Genomic DNA, 22,154 nt, shown 5'->3' with positions numbered 1-22,154 from the left:
GTGGCCTGGCCGGGCACGGGTGAATCACGTTCGGTGTCTAGCACAAGCCATCTCCCCGCCGCAGTAGGGCTGTCGGGACACGCGCAGATAACAGTCCGGCTTACAAACTAGCTCGTCTGCCCTGAGCCGATTGGGCTAACGCGCCTTCTTCACCGCCTTGGCGAGCTTGCGCAGCGCCGCGTCCAGCTGCTGGTGGCATCTTTCGGCCAAGTCGGCCTCTTGCTGGAACAGCAGGCCGTAGGTGAAGGTGTCCTCGCCGGCGACGTGCGCGGCTTCGGTCTGCTGGATCAGATGTTCGCGGCTTACGACGCTGTCCTGGTGGTCACCCAGCAACGACTGGATCGCCTTGGCCTGTTCGGCCACCTTGTCCGCGCCGGTCGCCGATGCGGTGTACCGTAATCGCTTGGCGCGCTTGCGGATTCGGTGCAGCGCCTCGTCGGGGTCGTGGTGCTCGCCGGCCTCTTCGGTCGCGGCACCCGCCGGGTCGGCTGCCTCGGCTTCCTTCGCGGCTTTTGCCGCCTTGCGGACCTTCTTATAGGCCGTGTCGATGGTCACCGGCACCGGTTCCTCCCCGGCGGGCGGAGCGGCGGCGTCGGCCACCCACGAGTCGAGGGCGTCGAGCAGCCGGAAGTATCGCTGCGAGCGCATCGCGATCAGCGAGCGCCGCAGCCCGGTCTGATACCTGCGGTGCGCACCCTTGACCAGACGGTCCCGGATCCGTCCGCGCACCAAATCCGGTTCCAGCAGGTCCAGCTGGCGCTGGTAGCGCTCGGCGAGCACTTCGGCGTCGCGCGCCACCCCCAACACGGCGGCGAGCTCACGCAGTTCGGCCTGCACCCATTCGGTGTCGGTGGAATCGGACGCGCCAGCGGCGTCGCGCAGCAGGCTGCGGATCTTGCGGGTGGTCACCCGCATCTGGTGTACCGCGTCGGGGGCATCGGCGCGCACGGCGCGATCCCAGACCAGCAGCTGCTCGACCTGCTCGGCCACCGCGCGGTGCAGCGGGTCCACGAAATCAGCGGCCAGCTCTGTCCCGTTGGACGCCGAGGTGTCGCCGAGCACCCGCGCGAGCTTGGAACCGTGACCCGCCGGTACCGCGCCGGCGTCGAGGAGCCGGTTGCTCAGCCGGTTCAACAGCTCGGTGTCGGCACTCCCATTCTCGACCAGCTCGAGTTCCCATTCGCGCCACTGTTGTTCGGCCGGCACTGAGTCGGCGTCCCCGGGCGTCGCCGCCGACCACGCGGTGACGTGGTCGTTGCTGAACTCGGCCAGCGCGGCGCCGTCAACGCCGTAGAGCACCTGATTTTCCCGTTGGGTGGTGATCCGTGCGACCGGCTCGAGCGGGCGGTCGCGCACGATCGCGAGCACCACGTCCAGCAACTGGCTGGGCACGGTGGCCTCGTCAGAGGCGTCCAGCGGCGCCCGTACCTCGGTGCGCGCATCGGGTCCGGCCGGCAGCTTCAGGTGCCAGCCGGCGTCGGCGCCGCCGGTGCGGCGTCGCAGGGTGATCTTGTCGCGGGCCAGGTCGTGGGCGGGCGTGTCGAAGTACACCGCGTCCAGCGACTGGACCGGCGACTTCTCGACGCGGGCCACCGCCGCGATGCCCTCGAACGACGGCGACACCGTCGACTCGCCGACGTCGAACTTGCGCTCCACCTCCAGATGACGTGAGGTTTCGGGCGCGTTTCCAGGCATTCTCGCCTCCGGTGAGGGCGCGGTTAGGGGCCCTCGAAGATGGTTGTCGATGGTGGTGGGTAGGGACCCTAGCGTGCCACATCTGAGTTACGTCCGACCCAGGCGTCTGGTCGCCGTGTTCGGTTCATGCGGCGCACCGCGACGGCTTACCTTTGGATACCTGGCCCTTGCCGCCGGTCTGATAAGCGGCGCAATGCTTTTCGGTGCGACTTTCGCGGCCGGTCTAGAAGCAGTGCTCGTCGGCGGGGAAAGCCCCGCCGGCCACCTCCTCCGCGTATTGCGTTGCGGCACGGCGTAATTCGCCCGCGATGTCGGCGTACCGCTTGACGAAACGGGGGGCCTTGCCGGTGTTCAGGCCGGCCATGTCCTGCCAGACCAGGACCTGGCCGTCGCAGTTGGGGCCCGCCCCGATGCCGACGGTCGGGATGGTGAGTTTGCCGGTGATCTGGGTGGCCAATTCGGCCGGCACCATTTCCATCACGACTGCAAACGCCCCGGCCTCGGCGACGGCGATCGCGTCGTGCACGGTCTGCTCCGCGGCGTCGCCGCGACCCTGCACGCGGAAGCCGCCGAGGGTGTTGACGCTTTGCGGGGTGAAGCCGATGTGGGCCATCACCGGGATGCCGGCCGCGGTCAGGCAGGCGATCTGCTCGGCGACCCGCTCACCGCCCTCGAGCTTGACGGCGTGCGCGCCGGCCTCCTTCATGAAGCGGGTGGCGGCCGCCAGTGCGGCGGCCGGGCCGGCCTCGTAGCTGCCGAACGGCAGGTCGGCGACCACCAGGGCGTGCGGAGCACCCCGGACCACGCCGCGGACCAGCGGGATCAGCTCGTCGATGGAGACCGGCACGGTGGTGTCGTAGCCGTACACGACGTTGGCCGCCGAATCGCCGACCAGCAGCACCGGGATGCCGGCCTCGTCGAATACTCGGGCGGTCGAATAGTCGTAGGCCGTGAGCATCGCCCACTTGTGACCTTCGGCCTTCATCGTCTGCAGGTGGTGGGTGCGGATTTTGGTCCGCGGGGCCGACGGCCCAGCTGGCGCAGCTCCATAGACATTCTGCTCAGACATCGCTGTCCCTATGTGTGGTCCGGTCGATCCTCGTGGCCCTTCGGGGTCCCCGGGTTCGCTTGACCCTGCCAGTCTGCCATCCCTGGCGTGCAAAAGCACCGTCCCACCGGTGTGACAATCGCCATCGTCTGGTCTCGCGGTGGTGGTGGCCGTTAATCAGAATCTCAGGTTGGCTCTGGCAGCATAGGTGAGCATGGGCCTGCCTCGCCGCGCCAAGATCGCGCGCACGCTGCTGATCTGGACGGCGATCGGCGCGGTCGCGCTGGTGGCGGCGGGCTGCGTGCGGGTGGTCAACGGGCGCGCGCTCATGGCCGGGCCCAAGCTGGGCCAGCCGGTGCAGTGGACACCGTGCCGGTCCAGCAGCAGCTCGGTGAAAATCCCCGGCGGCGCGTTGTGCGGCAAGCTGGCCGTGCCGATCGACTACAAGCACCCCGGCAACGACGTGGCGGCGCTGGCGATGATTCGCTTTCCCGCCACCGGCGACAAGATCGGTTCGCTGGTGATCAACCCGGGCGGGCCCGGCGAGTCCGGTATCGAGGCGGCCCTGGGCGTGGTGCAGACGATGCCGAAGCGGGTGCGGGAGCGGTTCGATCTGGTCGGATTCGACCCGCGCGGGGTGGGCGCGTCGCGGCCGGCGGTCTGGTGCAACTCCGACGCCGACAACGACCGACTGCGCAAGGAGCCGAACGTCGACTACAGCCCGGCCGGTGTCGCGCACATCGAGGATGAAACCAAGCAGTTCGTCGGCCGCTGCGTCGCCAAGATGGGCAAGAACTTTCTGCGCAACATCGGGACCGTCGCTGTCGCCAGGGATCTGGACGCCATCCGCGCGGCGTTGGGCGACGACAAGTTGACCTACCTCGGCTACTCCTATGGCACGCGCATCGGCTCCGCCTACGCCGAGGCGTTCCCGCAGCACGTGCGGGCGATGATCCTCGACGGCGCCGTCGACCCCAATGCCGATCCCGTCGAGGCGGATTTGCGACAGGCCAAGGGATTTCAGGACGCGTTCAACAACTACGCCGCCGACTGCGCCAAGAAACCGAGCTGCCCGTTGGGCACCGACCCGGACAAGGCCAACACCGTCTACCACAGCCTGGTCGACCCGCTGGTCGACCCGAACAACCCGATGCTCGGTAAGCCGGTGCCCACCAACGACAAACGCGGGCTGGGCTACAGCGACGCGATCGTGGGCACCATCATGGCGCTGTATTCGCCGACGCTGTGGCATCACCTGACCGACGGCCTCACCGAGCTGGTCGGCCATCACGGCGACACGCTTCTCGCGCTGGCCGACATGTACATGCGTCGCGACTCGCACGGGCATTACAGCAACGCCACCGACGCGCGAGTGGCGATCAATTGTGTTGACCAGCCGCCTGTTACGGACCGGGCGAAGGTCATCGACGAAGACCGTCGATCCCGCGAGATCGCGCCGTTCATGAGCTGGGGGCAGTTCACCGGTGACGCGCCGCTGGGCACCTGTGCGTTCTGGCCGGTGCCGCCGACCAGCAAGCCGCACACCGTGTCGGCGCCCGGACTGGCGCCGACCGTGGTGGTGTCGACCACCCACGATCCGGCGACGCCGTACAAGGCCGGCGTCGACCTGGCGAACCAGCTGCGCGGCTCGCTGCTCACCTTCGACGGAACCCAGCACACGGTGGTTTTCCAGGGCGACCGCTGCATCGACGACTATGCGACCGACTACCTGATCGCCGGTACCACACCGCCCAACGGCGCGAAGTGCTGACACTCCGCTAATCGCCAAAGCCGCCGATACGAAACCAAGGCGTGACCTTTTCGCGCTGCCCGCGACCATTCGAAGATGCAACGATGGCAGCCATGTCGCGCCTGAGATCGTTGAGCTCGGCGCTGCTTTCGTTTGGGTTGCTGGCTCCCTTCCCGGTTGCGAGTGCCACACCGGAACCCGGTACCGGTCAGACCCAAGCGCCGCAGCCCGTCGCGGCGTCCCAACAGAACTGGGGCAGCTGCAGTCAATTCATTGACGACACCAGTGACATCCCGACCGCCAAGTGCGCCACGGTGTCGGTGCCGATCGACTACGCCAATCCCGCTGGGGCACAAGCCAAGCTGGCGGTGATCCGCGTTCCGGCGACGGGTCAGCGAATCGGATCGCTATTCGTGAACCCGGGCGGGCCGGGGGCGTCGGCGGTGGAGATGGTCGCCGGGATGGCCGCAGACCTGCAAACCACTGACATCGGACGGCATTTCGATTTAGTCGGCTTCGACCCGAGGGGCGTCGGCCACTCGACACCGGCGCTGCGGTGCCGCACCGACGCCGAGTTCGACGCCTACCGGCGCGAACCGATGGTCGACTACAGCCCGGCCGGGGTGGCGCACATCGAGCAGATCTACCAGAACCTGGCTCAGGAATGCCTCAACAAGATGGGCAAGGCGTTCCTCGCCAACGCGGGCACCACGTCCGTCGCGCACGACATGGACATGGTGCGGCGCGCGCTCGGTGACGAGCAGATCAACTACCTCGGCTACAGCTACGGCACCGCGATCGGGACCGCCTACCTCGAGGGCTTCAGCGAGCACGTGCGCACGATGGTGCTCGACGGCGCCATCGACCCGACCGAGGGCCCGATCCAGGAGAACATCGAGCAGATGGCGGGCTTCCAGACCGCCTTCAACGCGTACGCGGCCGACTGCGCGCGCTCGACCGCCTGCCCGTTGGGCACCGACCCGGCCCAATGGGTCAACCGCTACCACGCCCTGGTGGACCCGACGGCCACCAAGCCGGGCAAGACGTCGGATCCGCGGGGGCTCGGCTACGCCGACGCCACCACCGGCACCATCAACGCGCTCTACACGCCGCAGCACTGGAAGTACCTGACCAGTGGGCTGCTCGGGCTGCAAAAGGGCGGCGACGCCGGTGACCTGCTGATGCTCGCCGACGACTACGACGGCCGCGACCAGCACGGGCACTACACCAACGATCAGGACGCGTTCAACGGCGTCCGCTGCGTCGACGCGCCGGCGCCCACGGACTCCGCGAGCTGGGTGGCCGCCGATCAACAGATCCGTCAGGCTGCGCCGTTTTTGTCCTATGGGCAGTTCACCGGGAACGCGCCGCGCGACATCTGCGGCATGTGGCCGGTGCCGGCGACGATGGCGCCGCACCCGGCGCCCGCCGTGCCGTTGGGCAAGGTCGTCGTCGTCTCCACGACCCGCGACCCGGCCACCCCGTATCGCGCCGGGGTGAACCTGGCCCACCAGCTGGGCGCCCCGCTGATCACCTACGACGGCACCCAGCACACCGTGGTCTTCGACGGCAACCAGTGCGTGGACAGCGCGGTGATGGCGTATTTCGTCGATCAGACGGTGCCCCCGCCGCTGTTGCGGTGTGTCCAGCAGTAACTTGGCGCCGACGCCCGGAAACGCTTCTGGGCTGGCCTCGGTAACACAGATTTAACAGGGATTGCCTACTGTTCGGGTTATGGATCGACAGAAGGAGTTCGTCCTCCGCACGCTCGAAGAGCGAGACATTCGCTTCGTCCGGCTGTGGTTCACCGACGTGCTGGGGTACCTCAAGTCGGTCGCGATCGCGCCCGCCGAGCTGGAAGGCGCCTTCGAGGAGGGCATCGGCTTCGACGGATCCTCGATCGAGGGCTTCGCGCGGGTGTCGGAATCCGACACCGTCGCGCACCCGGACCCGTCGAGTTTCCAGGTGCTGCCCTGGGAATCCAACGGCCACCACCACTCGGCGCGGATGTTCTGCGACATCACCATGCCGGACGGTTCGCCGTCGTGGGCCGACCCGCGCCACGTGCTGCGCCGGCAGCTGCAGAAGGCCAACGACCTCGGCTTCTCCTGCTATGTGCATCCGGAGATCGAATTCTTCCTGCTCAAGCCCGGCTCGGAGGATGGCATGACGCCGCCGATCCCGGTCGACAACGCCGGCTACTTCGATCAGGCCGTGCATGACTCCGCGTCCAACTTCCGCCGGCACGCGATCGACGCCCTGGAATTCATGGGCATCTCGGTGGAGTTCAGCCACCACGAGGGCGCGCCCGGCCAGCAGGAGATCGACCTGCGCTTCGCCGACGCGCTGTCGATGGCCGACAACGTGATGACGTTCCGCTACGTCATTAAAGAAGTCGCGATCGAAAATGGCGCGCGGGCGTCGTTCATGCCCAAGCCGTTCGCGCAGCACCCCGGCTCGGCCATGCACACCCACATGAGCCTGTTCGAGGGCGACGTCAACGCCTTCCACAGCGACGACGACCCGCTGCAACTCTCGGATGTGGGCAAGTCGTTCATCGCCGGGATCCTCGAGCATGCCTCCGAGATCAGCGCGGTCACCAATCAATGGGTCAACTCCTACAAGCGGCTGGTGGTCGGTGGCGAGGCCCCCACCGCGGCATCCTGGGGCGCCGCCAACCGGTCCGCGTTGGTGCGGGTTCCGATGTACACGCCGCACAAGACGTCGTCGCGACGGGTGGAGGTGCGCAGCCCGGACTCGGCCTGCAACCCCTACCTGGCGTTCGCCGTGCTGCTGGCCGCCGGGTTGCGCGGCGTGGAGAAGGGCTACGTGCTGGGGCCGCAGGCCGAAGACAACGTGTGGGATCTCACGTCCGAAGAGCGCCGCACGATGGGCTACCGGGAGCTGCCGACCAGCCTGGACAGTGCGCTGCACGCGATGGAGGCCTCCGAGCTGGTCGCGGAAGCGTTGGGGGAGCACGTGTTTGACTTCTTCCTGCGCAACAAGCGCACGGAGTGGTCGAACTACCGCAGCCACGTCACGCCGTACGAGCTGAAGACCTACCTGTCGTTGTAATCGGATAAGGCGGCTTGCGCTACCGTCGTGGTCGTGACCAAACCCGCGACGCAGCGCCCCAAGCTGCCGAGTGTCGGCCGGCTCGGACTGGTCGATCCGCCCGCGAGCGAGCGTCTGGCACAGCTGGGTTGGTCCGAGCACGACGATTCGGCTCACGTTGATCTGTTGTGGGCGCTGTCGCGCGCGCCGGACGCCGACGCCGCGCTGCGCGCGCTGGTGCGGCTGCAGGAGAACCCCGACACCGGGTGGGACGAGCTCGCCGCGGCTCTGCTCACCGATCGCGGCCTGCGCGGGCGGCTGTTCGGCGTGCTGGGTTCGTCGTTGGCGCTCGGTGATCACCTGGTCGCCCATCCGCAATCCTGGAAGCTGTTGCGGGGCAAGGTCACACTGCCCAGCCGCGACCAGCTGCGCGAGCGGTTCGACGCGTGCGTCGACGAGTCGCTGGACGAGACGTCGGTGGTGTCGGGCTCGGTGGTGCCCCGGCTGCGCAACCTGTATCGCGATCAGCTGTTGGTGCTGGCCGGGCTGGACCTGGCCTCGACCGTCGAGGACGAGCCGGTGGTTCCGTTCGCCGTGGTCGGCGCCCAGCTCGCGGACACCGCGGACGCCGCGCTGGCGGCCGCGCTGCGGGTGGCCGAGGCCACGGTGTGCGGCGGCGACCGCACACCGCCGCGGCTGGCGGTCATCGCGATGGGCAAATGCGGTGCCCGGGAACTGAACTACGTCAGCGACGTCGACGTCATCTTCGTCGCCGAACAGGCCGATGCGCTGTCCGCCCGGGTGGCCAGCGAGATGATGCGGATCGCCTCGGACGCGTTCTTTCAGGTGGATGCGGGGCTGCGGCCGGAGGGTCGCAGCGGTGAGCTGGTCCGCACGGTCGAGTCGCATGTCGCCTACTACCAGCGCTGGGCCAAGACCTGGGAGTTCCAGGCGCTGATGAAGGCCCGGGCCGCGGTGGGCGACGCCAAGCTCGGCGAGCGGTACCTGGCGGCGGTGCTGCCGATGGTCTGGATCGCTTGCGAGCGTGAGGATTTCGTGACCGAGGTGCAGGCCATGCGGCGCCGGGTGGAGCAACTGGTGCCCGCCGACGTCCGCGATCGTGAGCTCAAGCTCGGCAGCGGCGGGCTGCGCGACGTCGAGTTCGCGGTGCAGCTGCTGCAGTTGGTGCACGGCCGCCGCGACGAATCGCTGCGCGTGGCCTCCACGGTCGACGCGCTGGCCGCGTTGGGCGAAGGCGGCTACGTCGGGCGGGAGGATGCGGCCAACATGACCGCGTCCTACGAGTTCCTGCGGCTGCTCGAACACCGGCTGCAGCTGCAGCGGCTCAAGCGCACCCATCTGCTGCCCGCGGAAAACGACGAGGAGGCGGTGCGCTGGCTGGCGCGCGCGGCCCACATCCGTCCCGACGGCCGCCACGACGCGGCGGGCGTGCTGCGCGAACAGCTCAAGCACCAGAACCTGCGGGTGTCGCGGCTGCACGCCAAGCTCTTTTACCAGCCGCTGCTGGAGTCAATCGGGCCAGCCGGGCTGGAAATCGTGCACGGCATGACGTCGGAGGCGGCGGAGCGGCAGCTGGCGGCGCTGGGCTATGAGGGACCGCAGACCGCGCTGAAGCACATGTCGGCGCTGGTAAACCAGAGCGGACGCCGCGGACGCGTGCAGTCGGTGCTGCTGCCCAGGTTGCTGGACTGGATGTCGTATGCCCCGGACCCGGACGGGGGCCTGCTGGCCTATCGGCGGCTCAGCGAGGCGGTGTCGGCGCAGACCTGGTACCTGGGCACGCTGCGGGACAAGCCGGCGGTGGCCAAGCGGCTCATGCACGTGTTGGGGACGTCGGCCTTTGTGCCGGATCTGCTGATGCGCGCGCCCGAGGTCATTCAGAGTTACAGCGACGGGCCGTCCGGGCCGAAGCTGCTCGAGACCGAGCCCGCCGGGGTGGCTCGTGCGCTGATCACGTCGGCCAACCGGCATTCCGACCCGGTGCGGGCGATCGCCGCGGCGCGGAGCATCCGCCGTCGTGAATTGGCCCGCATCGGTTCCGCGGACCTGCTGGGCTTGCTCGAGGTCACCGACGTGTGCAAGGCGCTCACGTCGGTCTGGGTGGCCGTGCTGCAGGCCGCGTTGGACGCGTTGATCCGGGCCAACCTGCCCGAGGATGGTCGGGCACCGGCGGCCATCGCGGTGATCGGGATGGGTCGGCTGGGCGGCGGCGAGCTGGGCTATGGGTCGGACGCCGACGTGATGTTCGTCTGCGAGCCGGTCGCGGGCGTCGAGGACCCGGTGGCGATCCGCTGGTCGACGTCGATCGCCGAGCAGATTCGGTCGCTGCTCGGGACCCCCAGCGTCGACCCGCCGTTGGAGGTCGACGCCAACCTGCGCCCCGAGGGCCGGGCCGGGCCGCTGGTCCGCACCCTGGCCGCCTACACCGCCTACTACGAGCAGTGGGCCCAGCCGTGGGAGATTCAGGCGCTGCTGCGCGCGCACGCGGTCGCCGGCGACGCGGAGCTGGGCCAGCGGTTCCTGCTGATGGCCGACACGACGCGGTATCCGCCCGACGGCGTGTCCGCCGAAGCGGTGCAAGAGATTCGGCGGATGAAAGCCCGCGTCGAATCCGAGCGGCTGCCGCGGGGCGCCGACCCGAACACGCACACCAAGCTGGGCCGCGGCGGCCTGGCGGACATCGAATGGACCGTGCAACTGATGCAGCTGCGCCACGCGCACGAAATCCCGGCCCTGCACAACACATCCACGCTGGAATCCCTGGATGCGATCGCCGCGGCCGGCCTGGTAGAGGCCGAGGAGGTCGACCTGCTGCGCCAAGCGTGGTTGACGGCCACCCGGGCCCGCAACGCGCTTGTCCTGGTGCGCGGTAAGCCGACCGACCAGCTGCCCGGACCCGGGCGTCAACTCAATGCGGTGGCCGTTGCCGCGGGCTGGCCAAACGATGACGGGAGCGAATTCTTGGACAACTATCTGCGCGTGACGCGGCGCGCAAAAGCGGTGGTGCGCAAGGTGTTCGGGAGTTGAGCGAACACACGGCCGGGTTCGGGGCCACATTCGAGGTGTTGAGCGCCGCCGAGCTTGATCGGGTGAAGTCGCTGTACGCGCCGCTGACCGACGCCGTTCGAGATCTCATCGATGCCACCATCTGGACCCAGGCCGACGACGATGCCGTCGCCGACGCCCAGGCGGCGATCGAGGCGGTGACTCGGTCGTTGCGCGAAAAGACCCGATCGGCGGGCATGAGCTATCTCATCGACGGTCATCCAATTCCGTTGGGCAACGCGGCCATTGGCCTGTGCAACCCGATCGCACCTCCGATGGTTGTGCACCGCGAGGACGACGGACGGTGCTGGAGCGAGTTCGTCCTCCGGTCGGCCTACGAGGGCCCGCCCACTTTGGTGCACGGCGGGGTCAGCGCGCTGCTGCTCGACCATATCCTCGGGGAGGCCGCCAGCGAGGGGATGACCAAACCGCGCTTCACCGGCACCCTGACGTTGAAATATTTGCGCGGGACCCCACTGGGACCCCTTCGCGCCGAGGCCTTCGTCGACCGCACCGAGGGTGTCAAAACCTATGCGCGCGGCTTCATTTCGGATGCCCAGGGGATCACGGTGGAAGCCGAGGGCATCTTCATCCAGCCGGCCTGGGCCCGGGATGCCGAATGAAGTTCTACGTCAGCAGCGCCTTCTTGAACACCCGCGAGATCATCGAGATCGCCAAGGCGGCCGACGAACTGGGCTACGACGGCATCGGGATCCCCGACCACGTCGTCAACCTGGAGACCCTGGACACGCCGTATCCGTACACCAAGGACGGACAGCGACGCTGGCAGCCGTTCACCGACTGGCCCGACCCGTGGGTTCTGGTGGGCGCCCTCGCGCAGGTCACCACGCGGGTCCGGTTCGTCACCACCGTCTACATCCCCGCGATGCGCAATCCCTATTCGGCGGCCAAAGCCATTGGCACGGCCGCAGTTCTGGCGTCCGGACGGGTGGAGCTCGGCGTCGGAGTCGGCTGGTGCGAAGAGGAATTCGCGTTGATGGGTGAGCAGTTCGCCGCCCGCGGCAAACGCACCGACGAGATGCTCGACCTGATGCGCGCACTGTGGGAGCCGGGCTGGACCGAATTCGGCGGCCAGTTCTACACGGCGCCGCGCCTGGAGATGCAGCCGACGCCGCCGCACATACCGATCTATGTCGGCGGGCTCAGCGACTTGGCGTTGCGCCGCGCCTCCCGCCACGACGGCTGGATCGGCGACCTGATCAAGACCGAGCGCGCCATCGACGCCGTGGGGCGGCTGCGCGAGATGCGGGCCGAAAACGGATTGTCGATGCAGGATTTCACCGTCCTGACGCCACTGACCGACGCCTTCACCGTCGCCGACTATCAGCGCGCCGCCGACGCCGGCATCACCGGCATCATCACCATGCCGTGGATGTTCTACGCCGGGCCCGAGGCGTCCCTGGACGACAAGATCGACGGGATGCAGCGCTTCCGGAAGGACCTCGCGCTCGACGGGTAGCTCGGTAAAGCAACACGCCGGGAGTGGTTTGCCCCACCCGAGTGGGGGTATTGCTGCGACGATGCGGCGGTTGGCCCCGCCGTATCGCACGTGCCGGACGAGCTATAGCCCTTGGTTCGAAATGGGGACGCGCCGAAATCTCGGCGCGTGTCCCGTGTTCGGTTCGACGCCCTTTAGTTACCCCACTGCCTGGAGGCGCAGATGTTCATTCACAACAAAGACCTGCAGTTCGAGGTGCGCGTCAGCGAGCCCGACCCACGCTTCGCCACCCTGCTGATGGAGCAGTTCGGGGGCGCCAACGGTGAACTGACCGCCGCGCTGCAGTACTTCACCCAAGCCTTCGTGCTGCGCGAGAAGAACCCGAAGATGTACGACCTGTTCATGGACATCGCCACCGAGGAACTCAGCCACCTCGAGATGGTCGGGTCCATGATCACCATGCTTCTCGACGGGTTGAACGACAACCTGAAGATCGCCAACGAGAAGTGCGACTGGATGCCGGCGATGGCCACCCGCGACGGCCGCGAACAGGTCATCCACTCGGTCGGGATCGCTCCCACCTTCCTGGCGCTCAGCGGCGGCGCGCCCGACGTCAAGGACTCCAACGGCAACAACTGGACCGGCGCGTTCATCGACGCCAACGGCGACCCGACCGTCGACCTGCGCAACAACCTCGCCGCCGAGTCGCGGGCCAAGATCGTCTACGAATATCTCAAGCAGTACACCGACGACCCGGGTGTGCAGGAGACACTCACGTTCCTGATGACCCGCGAAGTGGCGCACTACCAGCAGTTCACCGCCGCGCTCAACGAGCTTCCGGTCAACTTCCCGCCCGGTACGTTGGCCGGCGACAGCCGATTCCAGAACGTCGCGTTCAACATGTCCAAAGGTGGCGGGTCGCCGGTACGCGGCCCGTGGAACGAGGGTCAGGGCCCGTGGCCCGAGGGCGTCGAGTGGGAGTATGTCGAGAAGCCCGAACAGCAGTGGCTGGGCAGCGACATCCGCCAGAACAAGGGCGCCGAGCAGAACCCGTCGGGGTCACCGGCGGTCGAGGACGAGAAGCCGTTCACTCACGAACAACGCATTCCCACAACGTAATTCAGGCCGCTCCGCCGACCGGCACCCGGCGCCCGGGTGCCGGATCGGCGTCAGCGGTTGAGCAAACCTCACAGTAAAGGGCAAGACCTCATGGATGCATTGACATTTCTGCGCCAGGACCACAAGAGCGTGCTGGGCATGTTGGAGGTGCTCGACGGAGCCCCCTCGGGCCAGGGCAGTCAGATCAGCGGACTGAAGACGATGGTGACCAACCTGGTCGTCGCCGAGTCACAACACGAAGCCATCGAAGAGCAGTTCTTCTGGCCGGAGGTCCGCAAGGCGCTGAACGACGGCGACGAACTGGCCGACGCCGCAGTGGCGCAGGAGCAGGAGGGCAAGAAGCTGCTGCAGCAGCTCGAAGACTCCCAGCCCGGGCAACCGGAATATCACCAGGCGCTGCAAGCCTTCGTCAAGGCCGGGCGGGAACACATCGAATTCGAACAGAACGTGGTGTGGCCGAAGTTCGAAGCCGCCGTTCCTCGCGAGCAATTGGAGAAGATCGGCAACCAGCTTGAGCTGGCGAAGAAGATGGCTCCGACCCGCCCCCACCCCGCCACGCCGCCGCAGCCCCTGCTGCTCAAGACGTTGGGCATGCTGACGGCGATGCTCGACCATCTGCGTGACGTGCTGACCGGCCGCGCCGCCAAGAACCCGCCCGATCCCCAAATCCATTAGGGCGAGCAGTCGGCGTTTAAGGCAGCGTATGGCGCCTTTTTGGGTTCTCCTTCGCTGCTCAAATTTGCGGTAGTAGTTCTTTCCGCGGCGCCCTCAAGCGACGATCCCCGCCCTGGGGCTGACCGCAGCCAAGAGCGGTAATCGCCAAATGGGATTAGATGGCGAATTGGAGCGAAAACACTAGCTACACAGGCACAGGGCCGCGAAATCCGGGGTAACGGAGAATTACCGGCTGTGGAAAAATTTCGCGGTTTGGTTGATTTTACTGCGTTGCACTGGTTAGTTTTTGCTGAACCTAAGTGGCCGGAACGCGAGTCGTCGACTCGGGTGCGGTGAAAGCGAGGGGTCGTACATGAGCAAGGCGTTACGTCGTCGCGGTGTTGTTACCGGCCTCGGATTGGCCGTCGGATCCGCAATGGCCGCAGTATTCCTCGCGGTCGCTGGAGCGCCCACCAATCTGGCTGACCCGCAACCTGTTCCGGCATCTCCCGGCCCGCAACCGGCCCCGGCCCCCGCGAAGGCGGCGCCCGCGACGGCGGTCCCCGCCAAGCCAAGCGTGGCACCCGGGCCGCACAAGTCGAATCCCACCATCGACGGTCAGTCCCCTAACGCGGCAGCCGCGACCGGCGGGGGCCCCGCCGGTGGTGGCCCGGGTCCGCTAGCCGGGGGTAGCGGCCCGGGAGAGCGTCAGTCCGGCCCTCGCGGGCAGGGTGGCCGAGGTCCTGGCGGTCGGTAAGGCTCCACGCGGGCTTAGTTCGCCCGCCGCACTCGTCGGACTGCCACAGTCGTGAACGCGACGACATTAACTGTTACTACATCGCGTTGGGCAGCGCCCGGGCTTGTCGGCGAGCGCGTGGATTTGCCGTGACCAATGGGATGCTGGCGTCAACCGTCGGGTCGCGGTAATCCATGATCCGCAGCGCGGCAAGCGGGGTTGGGTGCGCTAAGGGAATGGCCCCGGGTTATCCCCGGGGCCATTACCTAGACGTCTTTACACGTCGTAGTACAGCGCGTACTCGTACGGGTGCGGCCGGATGTTGACCGGCGCGATCTCGTTCTCACGCTTGAAGCTGATCCACGTCTCGATCAGGTCGGGCGTGAAAACGCCACCCTCCGTGAGGTATTCGTGGTCTTCCTCGAGCCGGTCGATCACCGCCGACAACTGGGTGGGCGCCTGCGGGATGTTCGCGGCCTCCTCGGGCGGCAGCTCGTAGAGGTCCTTGTCGACCGGCGACTGCGGCTCGATCTTGTTCTTGATCCCGTCCAGCCCGGCCATCAGCATCGCCGAGAACGCCAGGTAGGGGTTGCCCGACGAGTCGGGGCAGCGGAACTCGAGCCGCTTGGCCTTCGGGTTGCTGCCGGTGATCGGGATACGCACGCACGCCGAGCGGTTGCGCTGGCTGTAGACCAGGTTGATCGGTGCCTCGTAGCCGGGAACCAGGCGCTTGTAGGAGTTCACCGTCGGGTTGGTGAAGGCCAGCAGCGACGGCGCGTGGTGCAGCAGGCCGCCGATGTAGTGGCGAGCGGTGTCCGACAGGCCGGCATAACCCGTCTCGTCGTACATCAGCGGGTTGCCGTCTTTCCACAGCGACTGGTGGGTGTGCATGCCCGAGCCGTTGTCACCGAACAACGGCTTGGGCATGAACGTGACGGTCTTGCCGGCCTGCCACGCGGTGTTCTTGACGATGTACTTGTACAACTGCAGGTCGTCGGCCGCGTGCAGCAGCGTGTTGAACTTGTAGTTGATCTCGGCCTGCCCGCCGGTGCCGACCTCGTGGTGACCCTTTTCCAGGCTGAAGCCGGCGTTGATCAGGTTGGTCAACATCTCGCCGCGAAGGTCGGCGTAGTGGTCGACCGGGGGGACCGGGAAGTAGCCGCCCTTGGGGCGGACCTTGTAGCCGCGGTTGGGGCTGCCGTCGGACTCGGTCGGCTCCCCGGTGTTCCACCAACCGGAGATCGCGTCGACCTCGTAGAAGGATCCGTTGGTGCGCGAGTCGAAGCTCACCGAGTCGAAGATGTAAAACTCGGCCTCGGCGCCAAAGTACGCGGTGTCCGCGACGCCGGTGCTGATCAAGTAGTTCTCCGCCTTGCGAGCGATGTTGCGCGGGTCGCGCGAGTACGGCTCGAGGGTGAAGGGGTCGTGCACGAAGAAGTTGAGGTTCAGCGTCACGGCGGTGCGGAACGGGTCGATGACCGCGGTGTCCGGGTCGGGCAGCAGCAGCATGTCGGACTCGTGAATCGACTGGAACCCGCGAATCGACGAGCCGTCGAATGCCAAACCGTCGTCGAACACGCTCTGGTCGAAGAACGAAATGGGAATGGTGAAGTGCTGCATGATGCCGGGCAGGTCACAGAACCGGACGTCGACGAACTCAACGTTTTCGTCTTTCGCCAGTTTGAAGACGTCGTCGGGCGTCTTTTCCGTCACAGAAGGCTCCTTTGCTTGGTGATCCGCGGCCTGACGCTATGAAGTTGTTGTTGCTCGGGGGTCAACGCGGTGTTGCGCCGACGTTACGTGACCCGGTCGTCCGCAACGCGACCCGGGTTACCCCGGCCTTATTGTGAGGCCATGGCCTGCAAAATCGTAACCGGCCGCGCTGTCGGTTCCACCCTGGGATTGCGACTGGGGATGCGTCGATGACGGCAGGATCACCGTCACGTTATCCCGGTGAGACGCTCGGTTTGCCGCGAAGTGGGCCCGGTTCGTTGGCCCCGATGGGACGCCGGCTGGTTGCGCTGCTGATCGACTGGCTGATCGCCGGCGGGCTGGCGGTGCTGGTGCTGGGGCCCGGCGCCCTGCTCAACCAGGCCACGTCCACGCTGCAGCTCGTCGTGTGGCTGCTGCTCGGTGTGGTTTCGGTCCGCCTGTTCGGGTTCTCACCCGGCCAATTGGCGCTGGGTCTGCAGGTCGCGGCCGTGGACGGGCGGGTGCCGGTAGGGGTCGGCCGGCTGCTGGCGCGGGGGCTGTTGATCTTTTTGGTGGTGCCGCCGCTGTTCACCGACTCCGACGGGCGCGGCCTGCAGGACCGGGTGACGGGAACCGCGGTGGTGCGGCGCTGATTTCGGCGGGCGCGCTATCGGCGGCGCACCGTGCGCTGTACGCCGCGCATCTTGCCCGCGTTGGGCAGCGGTCCCTTGGGCATCACGGCGGCCCCGGTCCGCGAACCGAGCGCGGCCAACCGCGACTCCAACGCGTCCATTTGTTTGACGCTGATGTTGGCCGGCAGGCGGGTGAGGTGACGCTCCAGCTTGGCCAGCGGCACCTCGCCGTCGCCGTTGCCGACGACGATGTCGTAGATCGGGATGTCGCCGACCAGTCGCGCTGTGCGCTTCTTCTCCTGGGCCAACAGGGGCTTGACCCGGGCCGCCGATCCCTCGGCGACGAAGATCACGCCGGGGCGGCCGATCACCCGGTGCACCGCGTCGAGGTGGCCGGTGGCGGCCACCCCCGGGCTCACCCGCCATTTGCCGCGCAGGTTGTCCAGCGCCCAGGCCGCCGCGCCGGCTTGGCCCTCGGCCTGACGGAAGATGCTCTTTTGGGTGCGGCGGGTGAAGATGGCGAACGCCACCAGCAGGCCCAACAGCACGCCCAGCGGGATCATCGTGATCGTGGTCAACCCGCCGGCCCACACCCCGACGCCCGCCGACACCCCGGCGATCAGCACGAACGCGGCGATCATGTACGGCAGCAGCCGCTTGTCCTGCTTGCGTTGCAGGTTAAACGCCTGCCACAGCTGAGTGCGCCGCTCGCGGCCGGCGGACTTGGCCGCGGCCTTCGCCTCCGCCCTGGCGGCCTTGTTCTCCGCGGTGCTTCGGGGTTTAGCCATAGTCACCAAGGATACGGTCAGCGCGATGCGGCAGCGGCGCGCGCTTGCTCGTAGAGCCGGCCGGCCCGGTACGACGACCGCACCAGCGGCCCGGCCAACACGCCCGCAAAGCCCAGCCCCTCGGCATGCTGCGCGTGCTCGACGAACTCCTCGGGCACGACCCAGCGCTCGACCGGGTGGTGGCGGGCCGACGGGCGCAGATACTGCGTGATGGTGACGATGTCGCAGCCGGCGTCGCGCAGATCGGCCAGGGCGGTGCGCACCTCGTCGGGAGTTTCGCCCAGGCCGAGGATCAGGTTGCTCTTGGTGACCAGACCGGCATCGCGCGCCGCGGTGAGCACGCCCAGGCTGCGCCGGTAGGTGAAGGCGGGCCGAATCCGCTTGAAGATCCGGGGCACCGTTTCGACGTTGTGCGCCAACACTTCCGGGCGGGAGTCAAAGACCTCGGCGAGGCGGGCCGGCTCCCCGTTGAAGTCGGGGATCAACAGCTCCACCCCGGTCGACGGGTTGAGCTCCTTGATGGCGCGCACGGTGGCGGCGTAAAGCCACGCGCCGCCGTCGGGCAGGTCGTCGCGGGCCACGCCGGTGACGGTGGCGTAGCGCAGCCCCATGGTCCGCACGCTCTCGGCCACCCGACGGGGCTCGTCGCGGTCCAACGCGGCCGGCTTTCCGGTGTCGATCTGACAGAAATCGCAACGACGGGTGCACTGGTCGCCACCGATGAGGAAGGTGGCCTCGCAGTCCTCCCAGCATTCGAAGATGTTGGGGCAGCCCGCCTCTTCGCAGACGGTGTGCAGGTCTTCGCGCCGGACCAGGCTCTTCAGGGCGGTGTACTCCGGCCCCATCCGGGCCCGGGTCTTGATCCACGGCGGCTTGCGCTCGATCGGAGTCTCGGCGTTGCGCACCTCGAGGCGCAACAGCCGCCGACCTTCCGGAGCTACCGTCACGTGCTCGATGCTACGCGGGCGGTGGTCGACAGGACGCCGTCCAGCGCGTCGCAGACGGCGTCGGCGACCGCCGAACGTACCTCGTCGACGCCGATCCTGCGTCCCAGCTCGGCGGACAGGGACGTGACACCGGCGTCGCGGATGCCGCAGGGCACGATGCCGGCGAAGGCGCCCAGGTCGCAATCGCAGTTGAGCGCAAACCCGTGCAGCGTCGTCGCCCGGGCCACCCGAACCCCGATGGCGGCCACCTTGCGTTCGGGCCGCCCGCCCCCGGCCGGCACCCACACCCCGGACCGGCCTTCGACCCGGATCGTGTCCAGGCCCAGGCCGGCGCACACGGCGATGAGCGATTGTTCAAGGCGCCGAACGTAATTGACGACGTCCAGCGGTTCGGCCAGTCCGATGATGGGATAGCCGACCAGCTGCCCGGGGCCGTGCCAGGTGATCTTGCCGCCGCGGTCGGTGTCGACGACGGGCGTTCCGCGCGCCTCGTCGGAGGGCCGCTCGTGTGGCTCGGTGCGCCGTCCCGCGGTGTACACCGGCGGGTGCTCCAGCAACAGCAGCGTGTCGGGGCCACCGGCCACCCGGGCGTCGGCCAGCTCGCGTTGCAGCTGCCAGGCGGCGAGGTAGTCGAGCGTGCCCAGCTGCCGGACGTCGATCGCGCTCGCGTTCGAGCGGATGGAACCCATCACCCTGGTTAGGCTACTCGGATCGTCCGGCGCCGGCGTCACGCTGGCGTGACGCTCGGCGGGAAGGCGGTCGCGGCTAATCGCGCTCGCGGCGCGCGGTCGCATAGCCCATCGCCTCGCCAATGGTGTTGTGGTGGAACTGGAAACCGGCGCGCTCCAGCGCGGCCGGGATGGCGCGCTGGCCGGTGAGCAGCCCCTCGTCGGCGAACTCGCCGAGCGCGGCGCGCACCGCGAAGCCGGGCAGCGCCAGCGGCGTGGGACGGTTGATCGCACGGCCGAAGGCGGTGGTGAATTCGGCATTGGTGACGGGGGCGGGCCCGGTCAGGTTCACCGGACCCGACAGCGCCGGTTGCGAAATGGCGAACAGCAGCGCCCGCACCTCGTCCTCGAGGCTGATCCACGACATGTACTGCCGCCCGCTGCCCAGCCGGGCGCCCAAACCCAGCGAGAACAGCGGCCGCATCGGACGCAGCGCACCACCGGCCGGGGCCACCACCACGCCGGTGCGAACCAACACGACGCGGGCGCCGGCCTCTTCGGCCGGCAGGGTGGCGGCCTCCCAATCCACACACAGCTGGGCCAGGAAACCCTTTCCCGCCGAGGCGGTTTCGTCGACCACACGGGACCCGGTGTCGCCGTAGTAGCCCACCGCGCTGGCATTGATCAGCGTTTCCACGCCGGCGTCGGCGACCGCGGCCGACAACACCTCGGTGGGTGTGATGCGGCTGTCCCGCAGGGCCTGCTTGAACGCGCCGGACCACCTGTGCTTGGCGACATTGACGCCGCACAGGTTGACCACGGCGTCGACCTCGGCCAGCGCGTCGGAGTCGAACTCGCCGCTCTCGGGATTCCAGTGCAGCTCTTCGGAATTCGCCGGGGTCCGGCGCACGATGCGCAGCACCCGGTGGTCGGCCGCCCGCAGCGCGGCTGCCAACGCCGAGCCGATGAGGCCGGACGAACCCGCTATTGCGACTACCGGTTTTGGCGCCATTCGGCCCCTTGGACCAGCTTGGGCCACGCCGTCACAGCCCCAGGTCCGCCTCGAACGCTCCCTCTTCGAGGCGATGTTTGATGGTGGTGAGGAAGCGTCCGGCGTCGGCGCCGTCGATCAGCCGGTGGTCGTAGGTCAAGGGCAGATAGCACACCGACCGGATCCCGACGGACTCGTTGCCGAGGGCGTCGACGACCACGCGCGGGCGCTTGACGATGGCGCCGGTGCCCAGCATGGCGGCCTGCGGCGGAACCAGGATCGGGGTGTCGAACAGCGCTCCCTGGCTGCCGATGTTGGTGATGGTGAAGGTGCCGCCGGACAACTCGTCGGGCTTCAGGTTGCCCGACCGTGCGCGGGCGGCGATGTCGGCGATCGCTCGGGCCAGGCCGCCCAGCGACAGGTCACCGGCGTTGTGGATGACGGGGGAGAGCAGGCCCTGCTCGGTATCGACGGCGAAGCCGAGGTGCTCGGCGTCGTAGTAGGTGATCTCCTTGGTGTCCTCGTTGTAGCTGGCGTTGATGTTCGGGTGGATCTTGAGCGCGTCGATCACGGCCCGGGCGATGAACGGCAGGTAGGTCAGGTTGACGCCCTCGCGCTCGGCGAACGCGGTCTTGGCCGCGGCCCGCAGCGCCACGATCTTGGTCATGTCGACCTCGTGCGTCTGGGTGAGTTGCGCTGTGGCCTGCAGGGATTCGCGGGTCTTGTTGGCGGTGATCTGACGGATCCGGCTGGCCTTCTGCGTGGTGCCCCGCAGGTGAGCCAGCGCGGGCGCCGGGGTGGGGGCCTTGGCCGGGGCCGCGGCGGCTGGCGGGGCCGCCGGCGCCGGTGCCGGCTCCGGCTTGGGTTGCTTCTTGCGCTCGGCCGCGGCAAGCACGTCCTGCTTGCGGATCCGGCCGCCGACGCCGGTGCCGGTGATCTCGGCGAGGTCAATGTTGTTCTCGTTGGCCAGTTTTCGCACCAGGGGAGTGACGTACGGCGCGCCGTCGGCGCCGGCCTCCCTGGTCTCGGCGACCGGTCGAGACGGTTCGGGCGTGGGCGCCGGCGGCGGCGGAGGAGCGGGCGCGGCCGCGGCGGGCTCCGGCTTCGGTTCCGGCTTGGGTGGCGCGGGAGCGGGCGCGGGCGGGGCGCCGGCGTCGGACGCCGCGCCGATGCGGGCCAGCTCGCCGCCGACCGGGACGGTGGCGTCTTCGTCCGCGGTGATGCTCAGCAGAACGCCCGCCACGGGCGACGGGATCTCGGTGTCCACCTTGTCGGTGGACACTTCCACCAGGGGGTCGTCGACCTGAACCGAATCCCCGACCTTCTTGAGCCAGCGGGTGACCGTGCCCTCGGTGACCGACTCACCGAGCTCGGGCATCAGCACCGGCGTCGCAGCACCGTCGCCGGAGGCCGGCTGGGCGGGCGCCGCCGGCTCGGGCTGAGCGATCGGTTCGGGCTCGGGCTCCCGCTGAGCGGGTGCCGGAGCCTGCGGCTCGGGCTCGGGCTGGCTCAACTCGCTGGGTGCCTGGGCGGGCGCCGCTGTCCCGCCTTCCGAGCCGCCCTCTGCCGCATCGCCGATGACGGCGAGGTCACCGCCAACTTCGACGGTGTCGTCCTCCTGGGCGATGATCTTGGTCAGCACGCCGGCGGCCGGCGACGGGATCTCGGTGTCGACCTTGTCGGTCGACACCTCCACGAGCGGCTCGTCGAGCTCGACCGTGTCGCCTTCTTGCTTGAGCCACCGGGTGACCGTGCCCTCGGTGACGCTCTCACCGAGTGCCGGCATCTGGACTGAGAAGGCCATCGTTTGACTCCTCGTTTCGATCGTCGGTCGGCTCGAAATCGACATCTGGCA

The 22,154-nt window shown here is 68.2% G+C and carries 17 protein-coding genes; 9 read left to right on the top strand and 8 right to left on the bottom strand.

Annotation, left to right across the window (positions count from 1 at the left end; genetic code table 11):
* Positions 1–135: 135 nt before the first annotated feature.
* The gene (locus tag G6N66_RS15900) at positions 136–1,695 is read right to left on the bottom strand and encodes a CYTH and CHAD domain-containing protein (RefSeq protein WP_085233003.1); all 1,560 of its coding nucleotides are present in this window, start codon (positions 1,693–1,695) and stop codon (positions 136–138) included.
* A 223-nt stretch (positions 1,696–1,918) separates the two neighbouring features.
* Positions 1,919–2,764: a 3-methyl-2-oxobutanoate hydroxymethyltransferase gene (panB, locus tag G6N66_RS15895; protein ID WP_085233002.1), complete on the bottom strand. Its 846-nt coding sequence runs from the start codon at positions 2,762–2,764 to the stop codon at positions 1,919–1,921.
* Positions 2,765–2,951: 187 nt separating this feature from the next.
* Here panB and G6N66_RS15890 point away from each other — a divergent pair, with 187 nt between their 5' ends.
* The 8 genes from G6N66_RS15890 (at position 2,952) to G6N66_RS15855 (ending at position 13,866) form a co-directional block, all read left to right on the top strand.
* Positions 2,952–4,514 (top strand): alpha/beta hydrolase, encoded by a 1,563-nt coding sequence (locus tag G6N66_RS15890; protein ID WP_139825210.1) that lies wholly within the window; start codon positions 2,952–2,954, stop codon positions 4,512–4,514.
* 83 nt (positions 4,515–4,597) lie between these two features.
* Entirely contained in the window at positions 4,598–6,148 is a 1,551-nt protein-coding gene (locus G6N66_RS15885; RefSeq protein ID WP_085233000.1) for an alpha/beta hydrolase, read from the top strand.
* A 79-nt stretch (positions 6,149–6,227) separates the two neighbouring features.
* The gene (gene glnA / locus G6N66_RS15880; RefSeq protein WP_085232999.1) at positions 6,228–7,568 is read left to right on the top strand and encodes a type I glutamate--ammonia ligase; all 1,341 of its coding nucleotides are present in this window, start codon (positions 6,228–6,230) and stop codon (positions 7,566–7,568) included.
* Positions 7,569–7,595: 27 nt separating this feature from the next.
* Positions 7,596–10,595, top strand: a complete 3,000-nt coding sequence (locus G6N66_RS15875) for a bifunctional [glutamine synthetase] adenylyltransferase/[glutamine synthetase]-adenylyl-L-tyrosine phosphorylase (RefSeq protein ID WP_085232998.1) — start codon at positions 7,596–7,598, stop codon at positions 10,593–10,595.
* Positions 10,592–11,236 (top strand): PaaI family thioesterase, encoded by a 645-nt coding sequence (locus tag G6N66_RS15870; protein ID WP_139825209.1) that lies wholly within the window; start codon positions 10,592–10,594, stop codon positions 11,234–11,236. Before G6N66_RS15875 ends, G6N66_RS15870 begins: the two co-directional genes overlap by 4 nt.
* Positions 11,233–12,093 carry a TIGR03619 family F420-dependent LLM class oxidoreductase gene (locus tag G6N66_RS15865; RefSeq protein WP_085232997.1) on the top strand — a complete coding sequence of 287 codons (861 nt, stop codon included), beginning with the start codon at positions 11,233–11,235 and terminating at the stop codon, positions 12,091–12,093. The genes G6N66_RS15870 and G6N66_RS15865 overlap by 4 nt, the downstream gene beginning before the upstream one ends.
* A gap of 201 nt (positions 12,094–12,294) precedes the next feature.
* A complete protein-coding gene (locus tag G6N66_RS15860; RefSeq protein ID WP_085232996.1) occupies positions 12,295–13,191 on the top strand; it encodes a manganese catalase family protein in 897 nt (298 codons plus the stop codon).
* A gap of 90 nt (positions 13,192–13,281) precedes the next feature.
* Complete coding sequence (locus G6N66_RS15855) at positions 13,282–13,866, top strand: hemerythrin domain-containing protein (protein ID WP_085232995.1); 585 nt, start codon at positions 13,282–13,284, stop codon at positions 13,864–13,866.
* 991 nt (positions 13,867–14,857) lie between these two features.
* Here the strand turns inward: G6N66_RS15855 and glnA (G6N66_RS15850) are convergent.
* Complete coding sequence (gene glnA, locus G6N66_RS15850) at positions 14,858–16,294, bottom strand: type I glutamate--ammonia ligase (protein WP_085232994.1); 1,437 nt, start codon at positions 16,292–16,294, stop codon at positions 14,858–14,860.
* A gap of 209 nt (positions 16,295–16,503) precedes the next feature.
* Between glnA (G6N66_RS15850) and G6N66_RS15845 the strand changes: the two genes are divergently transcribed.
* Positions 16,504–16,926: an RDD family protein gene (locus G6N66_RS15845; protein ID WP_085232993.1), complete on the top strand. Its 423-nt coding sequence runs from the start codon at positions 16,504–16,506 to the stop codon at positions 16,924–16,926.
* Positions 16,927–16,940: 14 nt separating this feature from the next.
* Here G6N66_RS15845 and G6N66_RS15840 read toward each other — a convergent pair whose 3' ends face one another.
* From G6N66_RS15840 to sucB, 5 genes are all read right to left on the bottom strand, one after another.
* Positions 16,941–17,693: a DUF4191 domain-containing protein gene (locus tag G6N66_RS15840; RefSeq protein ID WP_085232992.1), complete on the bottom strand. Its 753-nt coding sequence runs from the start codon at positions 17,691–17,693 to the stop codon at positions 16,941–16,943.
* Positions 17,694–17,710: 17 nt separating this feature from the next.
* Positions 17,711–18,640 (bottom strand): lipoyl synthase, encoded by a 930-nt coding sequence (lipA, locus tag G6N66_RS15835; protein WP_085232991.1) that lies wholly within the window; start codon positions 18,638–18,640, stop codon positions 17,711–17,713.
* The gene (lipB, locus tag G6N66_RS15830) at positions 18,637–19,332 is read right to left on the bottom strand and encodes a lipoyl(octanoyl) transferase LipB (RefSeq protein ID WP_163645858.1); all 696 of its coding nucleotides are present in this window, start codon (positions 19,330–19,332) and stop codon (positions 18,637–18,639) included. The genes lipA and lipB overlap by 4 nt, the downstream gene beginning before the upstream one ends.
* 73 nt (positions 19,333–19,405) lie before the next feature.
* On the bottom strand, positions 19,406–20,320 hold the full coding sequence (locus G6N66_RS15825) for a TIGR01777 family oxidoreductase (RefSeq protein ID WP_085232990.1): 915 nt from the start codon (positions 20,318–20,320) through the stop codon (positions 19,406–19,408).
* A 31-nt stretch (positions 20,321–20,351) separates the two neighbouring features.
* The gene (sucB, locus tag G6N66_RS15820; RefSeq protein ID WP_085232989.1) at positions 20,352–22,103 is read right to left on the bottom strand and encodes a 2-oxoglutarate dehydrogenase, E2 component, dihydrolipoamide succinyltransferase; all 1,752 of its coding nucleotides are present in this window, start codon (positions 22,101–22,103) and stop codon (positions 20,352–20,354) included.
* Between the last annotated feature and the right edge of the window lie 51 nt (positions 22,104–22,154).

Source organism: Mycobacterium conspicuum, from assembly GCF_010730195.1.
GTDB classification, from domain to species: domain Bacteria; phylum Actinomycetota; class Actinomycetes; order Mycobacteriales; family Mycobacteriaceae; genus Mycobacterium; species Mycobacterium conspicuum.
The sequence above is the reverse complement of the archived record's forward strand: the minus strand, read 5'-3'. Positions and strand labels throughout refer to the sequence as shown.

Bases quoted from the DNA above. Each gene is read 5' to 3' on its own strand.
- G6N66_RS15900 (WP_085233003.1), bottom strand. From the start codon at position 1,695: ATGCCTGGAAACGCGCCCGAAACCTCACGTCATCTGGAGGTGGAGCGC.
- panB (WP_085233002.1), bottom strand. From the start codon at position 2,764: ATGTCTGAGCAGAATGTCTATGGAGCTGCGCCAGCTGGGCCGTCGGCC.
- G6N66_RS15885 (WP_085233000.1), top strand. From the start codon at position 4,598: ATGGCAGCCATGTCGCGCCTGAGATCGTTGAGCTCGGCGCTGCTTTCG.
- glnA (WP_085232999.1), top strand. From the start codon at position 6,228: ATGGATCGACAGAAGGAGTTCGTCCTCCGCACGCTCGAAGAGCGAGAC.
- G6N66_RS15865 (WP_085232997.1), top strand. From the start codon at position 11,233: ATGAAGTTCTACGTCAGCAGCGCCTTCTTGAACACCCGCGAGATCATC.
- G6N66_RS15860 (WP_085232996.1), top strand. From the start codon at position 12,295: ATGTTCATTCACAACAAAGACCTGCAGTTCGAGGTGCGCGTCAGCGAG.
- G6N66_RS15855 (WP_085232995.1), top strand. From the start codon at position 13,282: ATGGATGCATTGACATTTCTGCGCCAGGACCACAAGAGCGTGCTGGGC.
- G6N66_RS15845 (WP_085232993.1), top strand. From the start codon at position 16,504: ATGACGGCAGGATCACCGTCACGTTATCCCGGTGAGACGCTCGGTTTG.
- G6N66_RS15840 (WP_085232992.1), bottom strand. From the start codon at position 17,693: ATGGCTAAACCCCGAAGCACCGCGGAGAACAAGGCCGCCAGGGCGGAG.
- G6N66_RS15825 (WP_085232990.1), bottom strand. From the start codon at position 20,320: ATGGCGCCAAAACCGGTAGTCGCAATAGCGGGTTCGTCCGGCCTCATC.
- sucB (WP_085232989.1), bottom strand. From the start codon at position 22,103: ATGGCCTTCTCAGTCCAGATGCCGGCACTCGGTGAGAGCGTCACCGAG.